Below are 13,571 nucleotides of genomic sequence, written 5' to 3' on the forward strand. Positions count from 1 at the left end.
CCCCCTCTCCTGATGGAGAGGGGGGCCCGCGCACCGCACGCCAGGAGGTCAGCGCTCACCCGTCCGTGCCCGACGACGGCCGGCGAGCACGAGGCCCGTACCGGTCAGGACGATGAAGGCTCCTGCGGCGGCCAGCATGCCGACGTCCGCACCGGTCGATGCGAGGTTCGCAGCGTCCGTCCGCTGGATCGCCGCGGCCACCGGCACGGTGTCCGTCAGGCCCAGGTTCGTCGGGTCGGTCGAGGAGACCGTCACGACCGTGCCGTCCGTGCCGACCGTGATCGGGTCGACGGCGTCGACGGGCGTCACCGGGTCCGTCGGGTCCGTCGGGTCCACCGGGTCCGTCGGGTCGTCCGGGACGACCGGCGCCTCGGGCTCGTCGACCAGGGAGATGCCGATCCAGTCCCAGGCGGTGGAGGGGCGGTCGAGCTCACCCAGGCCGATGAGCCAGTGCGGGAACTGCGCCGGCATCCACTGACCGTTCTCGTCGTAGGACCCCTCACCGTGGTTGTTGTGGTCGTTGCCCGTGTAGAAGTGCGGGCTGCCCTGCTCGGTCCCCTGGGCCGAGCCCCAGAGCTGGAACTGCGGGAGCGACGAGACGTCGAGCCCGGCCGGGACGCGGACGAAGACCCGCTGGCCCGGGGTCACGGAGGAGACCTGGTTGCCGTTCGCGTCGACCAGGACCACGCCTGCCGGGACGGCCGAGCCGTCCGCGGTGCGCAGCTCGACGTGGACGTCGCCGGTACCTCCGACGAGCGAGGCGGTGAAGCCGTAGTCGGTCGAGCCGTCGGTGTTCTTGACGTAGCCGTGCGAGACGAACCCGGGCTGCGGCATGACGACGTTCTCGCCGAGCCCCTGCTCGATGAGCCAGGCCGCGGTCTGCATCGTCGCCATCCGGTCGCTCAGGTAGCCCTGGTCCCAGGTGCGCGTCCAGTCCTGCTGGAAGGTCTCGTCAGGGTTCTCGGGGATCGGCTGCGCGGTGAACTGGTCGAGCGCCCTCTGGCTCAGAGTCACGTGGCCGGCGGCGTCGACGTCGAAGAACAGGCCCATGATGTCGTGGCCGGTCGAGAAGTACCAGACCGCGAACTGCGTCGCCTCGTAGGCGGTGTAGTCGGCGCGGCGGAGGTTCTGCTCCGCGACGGCCCGCTCGGCGTCGGCCAGGGTGATCCACCCGTTGTCGATGCTGTACTGGTAGTCGGCGATCGTGACGGTGTCGGGCACCGTCACCCCGGCCCGGTCGAACAGCCCCCGAGCGTCGGCACCGCGAGCGGCCAGGTCTGCCCCGCCCTTGTACCCGTTGACGAGCACGGTCTGCTGCGCCGAGGTGTTCTCCCAGTGGATGCCCTCGGCATCCGAGGAGACGGTCTCGTCGCCTGACCACACGTGGTACCAGTAGTTCGCGATGTCGCGGTCGTAGACCATGTGGATCGTGCCGTCGTCGTCCGTGAGCGAGTGGTGCAGGATGTGCAGCTGGGGCTGGCCGTTCCACCCCGTCCAGTCCCGACCCGAGGTGACGTCGCCACCCTCCAGGAAGTACCAGTAGTCGCACGAGAAGCCGTTGTGGTAGCTGTCCTCCCAGTGCGGGTGGTAGTCGGCGTCGGGGTAGACGGGCGTCGACTGCAGCGTGCCGAAGGCGGACTCTGCGGCCGGCGGGGTGCCGGTCGCGGGCTCGGGTGCGGCCTCGGTCGTCTCGTCCGTCGCCTGCTCGACGACGTCGCTCTCCGTCGTGGTCTCGGCGCCGGGGTCCGCGACAGGTGTCTCGGCGACGGGTTCGTCCTCCTCGACGGGGGCCCCGGGAGCCGGTGCCTCGGCGGCCGGGGTCTCTGCGGCCGCGGGTGCCTCGGGAGCCGGAGCGACCACCGGGTCGGCCGGCGTCGCGCTCTGCGTGCCGGGAACCGTGTCCGGTGCTCCCTGCTCGGCGGCGGGCTCCGTCGAGGGCCCGGGGTCGGTCGTGGTGGGGGTGCCGGCCTCGGGGACGTCGGTCCCGTCCGCGGCGAACGCGGCAGCTCCACCACCCAGCACGAGCGCGGCGGAGACAGCAGTGGTGGTGACGGTGCGAAGAACCTTCATGATCGTCGAGCTCCTACGTGGGGGGTGTGTGCGCTGATCGCGCCCTGACCCCTCTACGTTCTCGTCCGACGGGGGGTCGCCGACTCACCCCTTCGGATCGACCGCCCTCGTCCGAACGTCTCGTCGTCCGGGCGTGGCTTCCCGGCCACGAGGCCTCAGGCCGCTGTGAGACGCAGTCCCCGCGCGACCGCGAGCAGGCAGCCCGCGCACAGCACCGCGACGACGGCGAGGAGCACGGTGTACCCCGCGAGCGCCGTCGCACCGGCCAGGACCACGGGCAGCAGGAAGCCCACGTAGGACAGGCTGTAGTAGACGCCCGTGAGTCCCGCGAGGTCGGTCGGGGTCGCGATGGCCTGGACCTCGATCAGGCCCGCGACCACGCAGATCCCGTACGCGGCCCCCAGCGTCACCGCCGCGACGCCGCCGAGCACGGGCGACAGGACAGCGCCGTTGGTCGCGGCGAGGACCATGCCGACCAGCATCAGGACCATGCCGACGACGATCGCGCGCCCGCCCGTGCGGGCGTTGATCCCCTTGACGAACGGCTGGACCGCGGCGCCCGTGCCCAGCGTCAGGACCGTCAGCAGCGTCGCGTACGCGAGCGACAGGTCGCCGGTCTGGTCGGACACGAGCTGCGGCATGACCGCGTAGGCGATCCCGGCGGCCCCGAAGATCCATGGCGCGGCAGGCACCACGACCCGCACGAACCGGCGGTGGTGCGCGACGGGGACCCGCAGGTCGGCGAGGAGCGACGTCGTCGAGCGATGCCCCCCGATGGTCTCGGTCGCGGTTGCGAGCAGCGCGAGGGCGAGCACGCTCAGGACCACGTGACCCACGTAGGGCGTGATCGTGGGCCACGGCCCCCACTGGGCCAGCGCCCCCGATACCCCGGCCCCGACCCCGAACCCCAGGGTGAGCGAGAGGGACGGGCGCCGCGCACCCGCGGTCGCGTCGGCGACCAGGTCGAACGGCGCGCTCGACAGCTCCTTGACCCAGCTCGTGCCGACCGACATCGCGACGCCCACGCTCAGGCCCGCGAGGAGCCGGCCCAGGCAGATGACGAGCTCGCTGCCGAAGCCCAGCGCCAGCAGGACGCTGGCCCCGATCCCGCCCAGGACCCCGACGACGGCGAGCGGCTTGCGCCCGTACCTGTCGGACAGCGGGCCGGCGACGAGCAGGCCGGGCACGAGCCCCACGACGTACATGCCGAGGAACAGGTCGACCGTGACCACGGAGTAGTTCCCGAGGTCCTGGTACATGTGCAGGAGGGGCGTGAAGTGGTTGCCACCCCAGGCCATGACGACGAGGGCCGGTGCGACACGCAGCCAGCCGGGGAGCACGCGAAGGCGGTTCATGATCTTTCTCGAGGGACGACGAAACGGGTGGAACGGGTCGTGCGGGTGGTCGGCGGGACGTCAGCCGTAGTTGCCGCGCTGGACGTGCGCGCGCAGCGCGGCCTCGTAGGCGTCCGCGTCCCCGGCGCGGGCGAGCGCCGCGAGCTCGCGGTGGTCGGCCAGGAGGCGCGTGGGCGAGGTCGCGTCGCGTCGCACGGCGCGGTGCGTGAGGAGCTCGAGGCGCGGGCCGAGCTGCGTGAAGAGGTCCTCGATCACGTCGTTGTCCCCCGCCCGGATGACCCGGGAGTGGAACGCGAAGTCCGCCTGCGAGAACGCGAGCAGGTCGCCGTCGTGCTCGGCGACCACCTGCTGGGCGACGAGGTCGTCGAGGTCGCGCGCGACGCCGTCGGGCAGGGGGTGCCCACCCAGGGCGCGGATCGCGGACGACTCGAGCATGATCCTGACCGCCAGGAGGTCCGCGACCTCCTTGTCCGGGACCGAGGCGACCACCGCGCCGCGCTTGGGGAACAGCGTCAGCAGGCGGCACGTCTGGAGCTGGAGGAACGCCTCGCGGACCGGAGTGCGGCTGATGCCGAGCTCGTCGGCCACCTCGCCCTCCGTGAGGAGCGCCCCGGGCGCGATCTCCCCGGTGATGATCGAGGCGGACACCGCGGCGAACGCACGCTCGACCGCGCTGGGGGCCAGATCCTCGGGCTTCTTGCGGGGCGACATCTTTCGACGATAACACCTTAGATGCAAGGGAGCATCTAAGGTGCTCGTGCAACGGAGTGGTCACGGTCCGCGCGCCGGTTCGCCCACCCCGGCCACGACGCATAGCCTCGTCCGACCAGCCGACCCCACCGGACGGAGCCTTCCGTGCAGAAGACCGGCAACGACCCCGACGAGTTCCTCGCGAACGTCCCCGAACGATTCCGCGCCGACGCCCTCCAGCTCGACGCCGCGATCTCGGAGGTGATGGCGGGCCGGTCCCGGGTCCTGTGGGAAGGGGTCTTCTGGGGCGGGACCGACCAGAAGATCATCGGGTACGGCGACCTGCTCCAGGCCCGCCCCCGCGGCGGGAGCGTCGAGTGGTTCGCGGTCGGGCTCGCCGTCCAGCAGAACTACCTCAGCGTGTACGTCAACGCCGTCGAGGACGGGCAGTACGTCGCCCAGAAGTACGCCGAGACCCTGGGTCGCGCAAAGATCGGCAGCTCGAGCGTGGGGTTCAAGGCGCTCGCGGACATCGACCTCGAGGCGCTGCTGCGGCTCGTGCGGATCGCGCGCGACCAGACGGCGTAGTGCGGACCAGCCGGGCGCCAGGCGGGCACCAGCCGGGCCGCAGGCGGGCGCCAGCCGGGCCGCAGGCGGCCGAGAAGTGAGTAGATGCCCCCGGATCGCCGGATCCAGGGGCATCTACTCACTTCTCGGCAAGGCCAGGGAGTCGTTTCTCGCCCCAGGACCTAGCGCTCCGCGGCCGGCGCGTGCATCTCGACGCTGATCTGGCTCGCGTCGAGCACCTTGAGCGTCTCGTCCATGGCCCCCGAGCTGTAGGTGCCGTGGTCGCGCACGTGCAGCAGCTCCTCGCGCTGCGCAGCCAGCACAGCGAGCCGCAGCTCCCGGTACTGCCGGTGCTGCTCGTCGGCCTCGGTGGCCTCCCGGTCCACGAGGTCGTCGTGCGCGATCTCCTGCCGCACCCGCTCGATCGTCTCGGGCGCGTAGGGGGTCCCGTCGGGGCGGACGAGCCCCGGCGCGTCGATCACCTCGGAGGCGACCCGCGACAGCTCGCCCAGGAGCGCGAGCCGCTCGTCGCTCTCGGTCGAGGCGTCGACCGTCAGGTCGAGCTTGCGCACGACCCACGGGAGCGTCCCGCCCTGGACGAGCAGCGTCCCGGCCGCGACGAAGAACGCGATGAGGATGAGCAGCGCGCGGTGCGGGGTACCGCTCGGCAGCGACTGCGCCGCGGCCAGCGTCACGACGCCGCGCATGCCCGCCCACACGAGCAGGACGCCCTCGCGACGACCGAGCGGCTCCTGCGCGAGGTAGTCGATGTCCGCGATGCGGCGCGTGAGGAAGGTCTGGACCCGGGCCATCCGGGTCCGGAACCGCGGGTCGTCGAGCGAGGGCGCCTCGGCGCCCGGCCCGCCGCGCGTCGAGGACAGGCCGCCCGGGCCGCCCAGGCCGGGGACCATCGTGCCGTGGGGTCCGCCGCCCGGCCCGCCGGTGGCACCACCCACCCCGCGCCTACCCGGTCCGCCGCGTGCCCGACGCGTGCGCCATCCCTTGCCCTGGCCACGATCCTCGATCGAGGGCAGCTCGCCACGCTCGAGCTTCTCGGTCACGGCCGAGAGCTTCTCGCGGACCTCGGGGTTGCGCCGGTTGGAGCGCTTCATGAGCCACAGCAGCACCGCGACGAACACCGACCGCAGCGCGATCACCACGACCGCCGCCATGAGCGCGAGCCCCGCGGCCATCCACAGGCTGCCGTGCTCCTCGCGGACCTCCTCGACGAGCCCGAACACCTCGAGCCCCATGAGCAGGAACACCCCGCTCTCGAGCAGGAGCTCGACGGTCCGCCAGTTGGCCTTCTCGGCGATCCGGTCCTGCGGGCTCAGGTGCTTGGGCGCGCCGAGCCCGGTGACGATGCCGGCCGTGACGACCGCGACCAGGCCCGAGGCGCCGAGGTGCTCCGACGGCAGGAACGCGATGAACGGGACGACGAACGAGATGGCCGTGTTGGACGTCGCCTCACGCACGCGCGAGCGCAGCCACAGGTTGGCCTTGCCGACGACGAACCCGATCGCGACCGCGACCGCGACCGCGTAGACGAAGTCGCCCGCGACCTGCCCGACCGAGACGGTGGCGGCCGTGGCCGCGATGGCCGAGCGCAGCAGCACCAGGGCGGACGCGTCGTTGAGCAGGCTCTCGCCCTCGAGCACCGTCACGATGCGCGGCGACACCCCGGCCTTCTTGACGATCGACGTCGCGACCGCGTCGGTGGGGCTGATGATCGCCCCGAGCGCGATGCCCGTCGCGAGCCCGATCCCCGGGATGAACAGGTGGAACAGGAAGCCCAGGACAACCGCGCTGATGACCACGAGGACGACCGAGAGGCCGCTGATCGCCTTGAGATCTCGCCGGAAGTCCATCGCGGGCATGCTGACCGACGCCGAGTAGAGCAGCGGTGGCAGCACCCCGGCCAGGATCCACTCGGGGTCGACCTCGACGGCCGAGACCGCCGGCAGGAACGACACCGCGACGCCCAGCAGCACGAGGATCAACGGGGCGGCGACCCCCAGGCGCGGCGCGAGGGCGGTCACGCCGACCACCGCCAGGACGCCGGCGATCAGGTAGGGGGCGAACTCCATGGGCTTCTCGTCTCGCTCGGGGAATTACTTCCTATCAGACGAAGCTTCTTCGGCCGCCACCGCTACGCGTCGCGCGAAACCCACTCGGCGGCCTGGTCGCGTGCGGTGCGCAGCATCGCGGTGGCCTCGTCCTGGTTGACGCGGGCCAGCGCGAGGGCGCCCAGCAGCAGCGAGAGCAGCATGCGTGCCCGCTGCGCGACGACCTCGTCCGCGAGCGCCGGGGTCGCGGCGCGCAGGGCCCCGGAGAGGGCGTCGGTGAGCTCGGCCCGGTAGGCGTCGACCACGGCGCGCAGCGCCTCGTCGTGCCCGGCGGGGCCGGTCGCGCAGTCGACCAGGAGGCAGCCGCGCCGCGGGGAGTCCGCGGGAAGCTGCCCGACGGCGTCGGCCAGGCCGTCGAAGTAGGTCACCACGGCGGCGCCCGCCTCGGGCGGGGTGGCGCCCTCCTGGGCTGCGGTCACGAGGACGCGCAGGCGGGGGCGGATGACGGCGTCGAGGTAGTCGTCGACGGCGGCGTCGAAGAGCCCGCGCTTGGATCCGAACGCGTGGTAGAGGCTCGACCGGTTCAGCCCGGTGGCGCGCTCGAGGTCGGGGAGAGATGCTCCCTCCAGGCCCTGGTCCCAGAACACGTCCCGGGCAGCCTGCACCACCGTGGTGGTGTCGAACGACTGCGACCTGCCCACGTGAACCACCTCACTTTCCGCGCCTCGTATTGCACCGACCGGTACACAACTGTACCGTCGATTAATAGACCGACCAGTTCACAATACCGGTTCCGCCGGCAGCGGCAGGCACGAGAGCCCGCCCCCTCACCCTGAAGGACACCTCCCATGACCGCGACCGCACTGGTCTTCGCCGGGCTCGCCGCACTGATCCACGTCTACATCTTCGTGCTCGAGGCGGTGTCCTGGACGTCCCCCCGGACCCGTGCGACGTTCGGGACCACCGAGCAGGAGGCGCAGGCCACCAAGGAGCTCGCGTTCAACCAGGGCTTCTACAACCTGTTCCTCGCGGCCATCACCGTGATCGGGATCGTCGTGCTCGCGGCCGGGCACACCGGTGTCGGCGCGGCCCTCGTGCTGAGCGCGACCGGGTCGATGGTCCTCGCCGGGCTCGTGCTGATCGTGTCGTCGCCCGCGAAGGCGCGTGCCGCGCTCGTCCAGCTCGTCCCGCCCGCGATCGCGGTCGTGCTCCTCGTGATCACCCTGGTGTCCTGACCGCGGGCCGAGCCGCCGACCACCCCACCCCAGCCCCACCGACCGCCGCACCGGCCCACCCGGCCGGGCTGCGCCGTCGGGCATGCCCTCCAGAACCACGACCGAAGGACCGAGAGACCCTCATGACCTCCTCCACGCAGATCCAGCTCGTCGCCCGCCCCACCGGCTGGCCCACGCACGACGACTTCCGCACCGTCCAGGTCGAGCTCCCCGAGCTCGCCCCCGGCCAGGTGCGCGTCCGGAACGAGTTCGTGTCGGTCGACCCGTACATGCGCGGGCGCATGAACGACGTGAAGTCGTACACCCCTCCCTACGTGCTGGGCGAGACCATGACGGGCGGCGCCGTCGGGCGCGTCGAGGCCTCGACGGCCGAGGGCTTCGCGGTCGGCGACGTCGTGCTGCACCAGCTCGGGTGGCGTGACGTGGCCCAGGGAGACGCGGGCGCCTTCCGCGTGGTCCCCGAGCTCCCGGGCGTCCCGCTGTCCGCCTACCTGGGCATCCTGGGCATGACGGGGCTCACGGCGTACGTGGGGCTGCTCGAGATCGCGGGCCTGCGCGAGGGCGACACCGTGTTCGTCTCCGGGGCCGCCGGCGCCGTGGGCACGGCCGTGGGCCAGATCGCGCGCCTCAAGGGCGCGGGCCGCGTCGTCGGGTCTGCCGGGACGCCCGAGAAGGTCGCGCTCCTGACCGAGCGCTACGGCTACGACGCGGCGTTCAGCTACAAGGACGGGCCCGTCGCCGACCAGCTCGCCGTGGCCGCGCCCGACGGGATCGACCTGTACTTCGACAACGTCGGCGGCGAGCACCTCGAGGCCGCGCTGGGCGCGTTCAACGACTTCGGCCGCGCGGCCCTGTGCGGTGCGATCTCGCAGTACAACGAGACCGGGCCCGCGGTGGGTCCGCGGAACATGAGCAACATGGTGACCCGCAGCCTCATGCTCAAGGGCTTCACGATCGGCAACCACCTCGAGCACTTCCCGGCGTTCTCGCGCGACATGGGCGCCTGGCTCCAGGCGGGCGAGGTCGTGTTCGACGAGACCGTGGTCGACGGGATCGAGAGCTCGGTCGACGCGTTCCTCGACCTCATGCGGGGCGCGAACACGGGCAAGATGGTCGTGCGCGTCTGAGATTCGGCGGAGCGTGGCCGAGAAGCGAGTAGATGCCCCCGGATCCGGCGATCCAGGGGCATCTACTCACTTCTCGGCGTCGAAGGGGTCGTCGGTGTCAGGGGTCTCGGTGTGCGCTCACCCAGGAACGCGAAGGCCACGATCGCGACTCCCACGTAGAGCGGCACGAGCAGCAGGACGTCTGGGCTCGCCAGGTCGACCTCGACCCCCGTGCCGCGCGCCGACAGAACGACCCGGTTGACCGTGAGGAAGGCCAGGTGCGCGCCGACGCACGTCCACACGCTCCCGGTCCGGCTCGCCTCGCGCGCGTAGGCGAGCATGAGACCGAACACCACGAGCAGCATGGCGTACGAGACCGGCTCCTCCCCCGGCGGGACGACGCCCCACGGGAACGGCTCGACGCCCAGCAGGCGCGTGAGCCCGGCGCCCACGACGACCGACGTCGAGGCCGCCGCGAGGAACAGGGCCGTCGTGACCAGGATGGCGACCCACCGCGCGTACCGGGACCGGAGCGTCGTGAGCACGTAACCGCGGAGCGATATCTCCTCCGGCACGGCCTCGTAGAGCAGCGCGACCAGCGCGTTGGTCACGAGGAACAGCAGCAGGTCTCCGGCCGCGACCGCACGCCAGGTCACCCACCCCACCGCGGTCGCTCCGCCCAGGACGACCAGGGCCGCCGCCAGGACGACGCCGAACCCCAGCACCGCCGTCCGGACCGCGGTGAGCGGGCCGACCCACCCCCTGCCGCACAGCGGACGGCCGTCGACCCGGCGGCGCAGGACCAGGATCGTCGGGACGACCAGCACCGTCACGAGCAGCGCGGGGACGAGGCGGGCGAGGAACCCGTCGAGTCCCCAGAGCTCCGCCGCCGCGACGCCGAGCGCGACCGAGGCACCGAGCCCGACCCCCATGACGGCGGCGCCGAGCACCGCGCGGGCGAGCGCGTGCGGGAGCGGCGGTTCGGTGGAGACGGACGGGGCCGGGCGGGCGGGCGTGGGTGGTTCTCGTCGCCCCGGCGCGGGAGGCGTGGCGCGTGCGGCCACCGGGGCTGCGGCGTCGGCCGGTCGGGGGGTCCTCGTGCTGGGCGTGGTGGGATCCGCGTCGTCGGGGGCCATCGGTCCATCCTGCCGTCGGACCGGTGCGCCACGCCAGGGTCCGGCCGCCTCAGGGGCGACGCGCGCTCCTCCCCCGCAGGAGGGAGACGTGGTCCGTCGCGGGCCGGTGCCGCGCCCCAGTGCGGACCCGCAAGAATCGTCCGCATGGTCATCGCCGCCCGGGCCCCCGGGTCCACCGCCCCGCCGCCGTCCTCCGGTCCAGACCGCGAACCCGGACGCCCTCGGGCGACCGGAGCCAGTCCCGGAAGCGAGCGAGCGGGCCGGCGCGGCTGGGTCTTCCCCGGCGTGCTCGCGCTGCTCGTAGGGCTGTTCACGATCTACACCCCGATGTACTCGTCCTACGGGGCCACCGGGCTCTGGGACGATGACCTGACCACCCTGCCGAACATGAGTCCCGTCGTGTACCTGGGGATCCTCAGCGCGATCGTGGGAGTCCTCGTCTCCCGCCGTGCGACAGCCCTGGCCTGCCTGCTCGCCGGATGGCCCTTCCTGGTCGTCCCCGTCATCGGGATGTTCGTCTGGTCGTGGTGGCTCGCACTTCTCGCGATCGCGGTGGCCGCCGCCTACGACGGCATCAAGCGGGCCGCCCTGCCATTCGGGCTGACGCTGCTCGTCGCGGCTGCATACTGCGCGTTCCCGGTCGTGGCGCTCCTCCCGGTCGGGCCCGTGACCGCAGGCCCCGATCGCGGGGACACCGCGATCACCTTCGTCCTGTATGCGGCAGCCAGCATCGCGGCCGTCGCGATCAGCGCCGCAGCCGGCACGGGCAACCGCGCCGCGCTCCGCGCCACCGCCGCCGACCGCGCGTCCGAGCAGGCGCACGAGGTCGAGACCGTCGCGCTCGAGCGGGCCCGGATCGCGCACGACCTGCACGACGTCGTCGCGCACCACATCTCGCTCGTCGCCGTCCGCGCGGAGTCGGCACCGTACGTGCACCCGTCGATCGACGCCGAGTCCCGGGTCGTGCTCGCGGAGATCGCCGACGACGCCCGGCACGCGCTGGGAGAGCTGCGCCAGGTGCTCGGGGTGCTGCAACGCACCGAGGGTGCCGACCGGGCCCCGCAACCTGGGTCCGGTGACATCGTGGCGCTCGTGGACGCCGCCCGCTCGGCCGGGCAGCAGGTGAGGGTCGTCGGTGACCTGCCGGTGCTGCCGTCGGCCCAGGGTCTCGTGCTCTACCGCGCGGTCCAGGAGTCGCTCACGAACGCGCGTCGCCACGCCCCGGGGCAGCCGGTGACGCTGACGCTCGGGACGGGAGCGGCGCCGTCGGGCACGGACCAGTTGTCAGAACTGAGCCGGGCGATACCCCGGGCAATTTCTGACAACGAGTCCCCGCTGGCGGGCTCCCACCAACCCACCGGTGCGTCCGACGCCGCAGCCGACACCGCTCCCCCTGAGCCCACCGGCACCACCGGCACCACCGCTAACGCCGAGCCCACCGGCACCTCCGGCACCGACAGCACCACCGGCACCCACAGCGCCTCGGCCACGCTGACCGCCCGCATCTCCAACCCCCTGGTCCCCCGCACCTCGCCCGCCGCCCCCGGCCGCGGGCTGCTCGGGATGCGCGAGCGCGTCGAGTCGATCGGTGGCTCGCTCACCGCGGGCGAGGAGGACGGCTCGTTCGTCGTCGAGGTCTCGCTGCCGGTCCACGCACCGGAGCACGTCGGCGCCCCGGAGCTCACAATGACCACGCCTACGACGCTCGCCACATCGAGCGACGCGTCCGCGCCCGACATGCCCCACGGGACCGTCGCACCCGACGGGACCGGCGCATGACCCGCGTCGTGGTCGCCGACGACCAGCCCGTGGTCCGCTACGGCTTCGCCGCGATCCTCGACGCGGCCGACGACATCGACGTCGTCGGGTCGGCGGGGAACGGGGCCGAGCTGCTCGACGTCGTCGCCGCCCACCGGCCCGACGTCGCTGTCGTGGACGTGCGCATGCCCGTCATGGACGGGATCGCCGCGACGGCCGAGATCTGCGCACGCCACCCCGGCACGAGCGTCCTCATCCTCACGACGTTCGACCTCGACGAGTACGTGTTCGACGCGCTCCAGGCCGGGGCGTCGGGGTTCCTGCTCAAGGACACCCCGGCACCGCGCCTGGTCGAGGGTGTGCGTCTCGTCGCGGAGGGCTCGACGCTCCTGGGCCCGACCGTCACCCGCCGCCTGGTGGGCGACTTCGCGCAGCGCACTACCCGGGCCGCCCCCGGGATCGAGAACCTCACGGGCCGCGAGCGCGAGGTGCTGCTCACGGTCGCCCGCGGGCTGTCGAACGCGGAGATCGGTGCCGAGCTGTTCATCACCGAGCAGACCGTGAAGTCGCACGTCTCCGAGGTGCTGCGCAAGCTCGCGTGCCGCGACCGGGTGCAGCTCGTGATCGCGGCGTACGAGTCGGGGCTGGTCGGGCTGTCGGAGCGAGCCTGACCTCGACGCCGCGCCGCGCCGGGTCCCGAGCCCTGGTGCGGGGCGGCCGCCCACGTCGATACTAGCCGGGTGCGCCGCACGTCCTCTGGCAGGTCGCGGGTCGCCGTCCTCATGGGCGGCGGGCTGCTCCTGGGCGCGCTGAGCGGGTGCGTCGCGGGCAATCCTCCGCCGACCAGCACCTCGGCCGCGCCGAGCGTGCCCTCGGCGGGCAGCACCGCACCGACGCCCACCCCCTCGAAGCACTCGCCCCCGGCGCCGCAGGCCCTTCCCGAGCCGACCACCGCGTCACCGGAACCCGGCGTGCCCGAGTTCAGCGCCGCCGTCGGGCCGGTCACTCCCGAGCTCGCAGAGCGCATGACGCCCACGTCGTGGCGCGAGGGCTGCCCCGTCGCGCTCGCCGACCTGCGCTACCTGACCGTGTCCCACCGGACGTTCGAAGGGGGTGTCGCGACGGGCGAGCTCGTCGTGCACGCCGACGTCGCGGACGGTGTCGTCGAGGTGTTCCACGACCTGTTCGACACGGGCTACCCGATCCGGTCGATGCGGCTCGTCGACGACTTCGGGGGCGACGACGACGCCTCGATGGCTGCCGACAACACCTCGGCGTTCAACTGCCGCCCGGTCGCGGGCACGGACCGGTGGTCCGAGCACGCGTACGGCCGCGCCCTGGACCTCAACCCGGTCGAGAACCCGTGGGTCTCGGGCGACGCGGTCGAGCCGCCTGCAGGAGCCGAGTTCGCGTCGCGCCCTGCGGTCGCAGGCGTGATCGCGCCCGACGACGCCACGGTCCGCGCGTTTCTGGCCGCCGGGTGGCAGTGGGGCGGGTACTGGACCGGGCCGGTCGACCATCAGCACTTCTCGACGACCGGGACATGACGTCCTCACGGGCACTCGATCGTCCCTGCGCCCGGACCGTG

At 72.7% G+C, this 13,571-nt stretch carries 12 protein-coding genes; 6 read left to right on the forward strand and 6 right to left on the reverse strand.

The window, feature by feature from the left end; translation table 11 throughout:
- Positions 1 to 48: 48 nt before the first annotated feature.
- The 3 genes from H9641_RS05105 to H9641_RS05115 all read right to left on the reverse strand — a co-directional run bounded on the left by H9641_RS05105 (position 49) and on the right by H9641_RS05115 (position 4,136).
- Positions 49 to 2,070 carry a hypothetical protein gene (locus H9641_RS05105; RefSeq protein WP_191801623.1) on the reverse strand — a complete coding sequence of 674 codons (2,022 nt, stop codon included), beginning with the start codon at positions 2,068 to 2,070 and terminating at the stop codon, positions 49 to 51.
- A 155-nt stretch (positions 2,071 to 2,225) separates the two neighbouring features.
- Positions 2,226 to 3,425: an MFS transporter gene (locus H9641_RS05110; RefSeq protein ID WP_191801625.1), complete on the reverse strand. Its 1,200-nt coding sequence runs from the start codon at positions 3,423 to 3,425 to the stop codon at positions 2,226 to 2,228.
- Positions 3,426 to 3,485: 60 nt separating this feature from the next.
- The gene (locus H9641_RS05115; protein WP_191801627.1) at positions 3,486 to 4,136 is read right to left on the reverse strand and encodes a GntR family transcriptional regulator; all 651 of its coding nucleotides are present in this window, start codon (positions 4,134 to 4,136) and stop codon (positions 3,486 to 3,488) included.
- Between the two features lie 144 nt (positions 4,137 to 4,280).
- Here H9641_RS05115 and H9641_RS05120 point away from each other — a divergent pair, with 144 nt between their 5' ends.
- Positions 4,281 to 4,703, forward strand: a complete 423-nt coding sequence (locus H9641_RS05120; RefSeq protein ID WP_191801629.1) for a hypothetical protein — start codon at positions 4,281 to 4,283, stop codon at positions 4,701 to 4,703.
- A gap of 161 nt (positions 4,704 to 4,864) precedes the next feature.
- On the opposite strand, the gene H9641_RS05125 is transcribed toward H9641_RS05120, so the two are convergent.
- Both H9641_RS05125 and H9641_RS05130 read right to left on the reverse strand, forming a co-directional pair.
- Positions 4,865 to 6,769, reverse strand: coding sequence for a cation:proton antiporter (locus tag H9641_RS05125; RefSeq protein WP_191801631.1), 1,905 nt, complete (start codon positions 6,767 to 6,769; stop codon positions 4,865 to 4,867).
- 62 nt (positions 6,770 to 6,831) lie between these two features.
- Positions 6,832 to 7,449: a TetR/AcrR family transcriptional regulator gene (locus H9641_RS05130; RefSeq protein WP_191801633.1), complete on the reverse strand. Its 618-nt coding sequence runs from the start codon at positions 7,447 to 7,449 to the stop codon at positions 6,832 to 6,834.
- A gap of 147 nt (positions 7,450 to 7,596) precedes the next feature.
- Between H9641_RS05130 and H9641_RS05135 the strand changes: the two genes are divergently transcribed.
- Positions 7,597 to 7,983: a DUF1304 domain-containing protein gene (locus tag H9641_RS05135; protein ID WP_191801635.1), complete on the forward strand. Its 387-nt coding sequence runs from the start codon at positions 7,597 to 7,599 to the stop codon at positions 7,981 to 7,983.
- A gap of 122 nt (positions 7,984 to 8,105) precedes the next feature.
- Entirely contained in the window at positions 8,106 to 9,110 is a 1,005-nt protein-coding gene (locus tag H9641_RS05140; RefSeq protein ID WP_191801636.1) for an NADP-dependent oxidoreductase, read from the forward strand.
- Between the two features lie 62 nt (positions 9,111 to 9,172).
- Here H9641_RS05140 and H9641_RS05145 read toward each other — a convergent pair whose 3' ends face one another.
- Complete coding sequence (locus tag H9641_RS05145) at positions 9,173 to 10,225, reverse strand: CPBP family intramembrane glutamic endopeptidase (RefSeq protein ID WP_191801637.1); 1,053 nt, start codon at positions 10,223 to 10,225, stop codon at positions 9,173 to 9,175.
- A gap of 144 nt (positions 10,226 to 10,369) precedes the next feature.
- Here H9641_RS05145 and H9641_RS05150 point away from each other — a divergent pair, with 144 nt between their 5' ends.
- From H9641_RS05150 to H9641_RS05160, 3 genes are all read left to right on the forward strand, one after another.
- Positions 10,370 to 12,004 carry a histidine kinase gene (locus H9641_RS05150; protein ID WP_191801638.1) on the forward strand — a complete coding sequence of 545 codons (1,635 nt, stop codon included), beginning with the start codon at positions 10,370 to 10,372 and terminating at the stop codon, positions 12,002 to 12,004.
- Positions 12,001 to 12,654, forward strand: coding sequence for a response regulator transcription factor (locus H9641_RS05155; RefSeq protein WP_191801639.1), 654 nt, complete (start codon positions 12,001 to 12,003; stop codon positions 12,652 to 12,654). The genes H9641_RS05150 and H9641_RS05155 overlap by 4 nt, the downstream gene beginning before the upstream one ends.
- A 69-nt stretch (positions 12,655 to 12,723) precedes the next feature.
- Complete coding sequence (locus H9641_RS05160) at positions 12,724 to 13,530, forward strand: M15 family metallopeptidase (protein WP_318244386.1); 807 nt, start codon at positions 12,724 to 12,726, stop codon at positions 13,528 to 13,530.
- Positions 13,531 to 13,571: the final 41 nt, after the last annotated feature.

Origin of the sequence: Oerskovia merdavium, from assembly GCF_014836755.1 — a bacterium.
In the GTDB taxonomy this organism is placed as follows: domain Bacteria; phylum Actinomycetota; class Actinomycetes; order Actinomycetales; family Cellulomonadaceae; genus Oerskovia; species Oerskovia merdavium.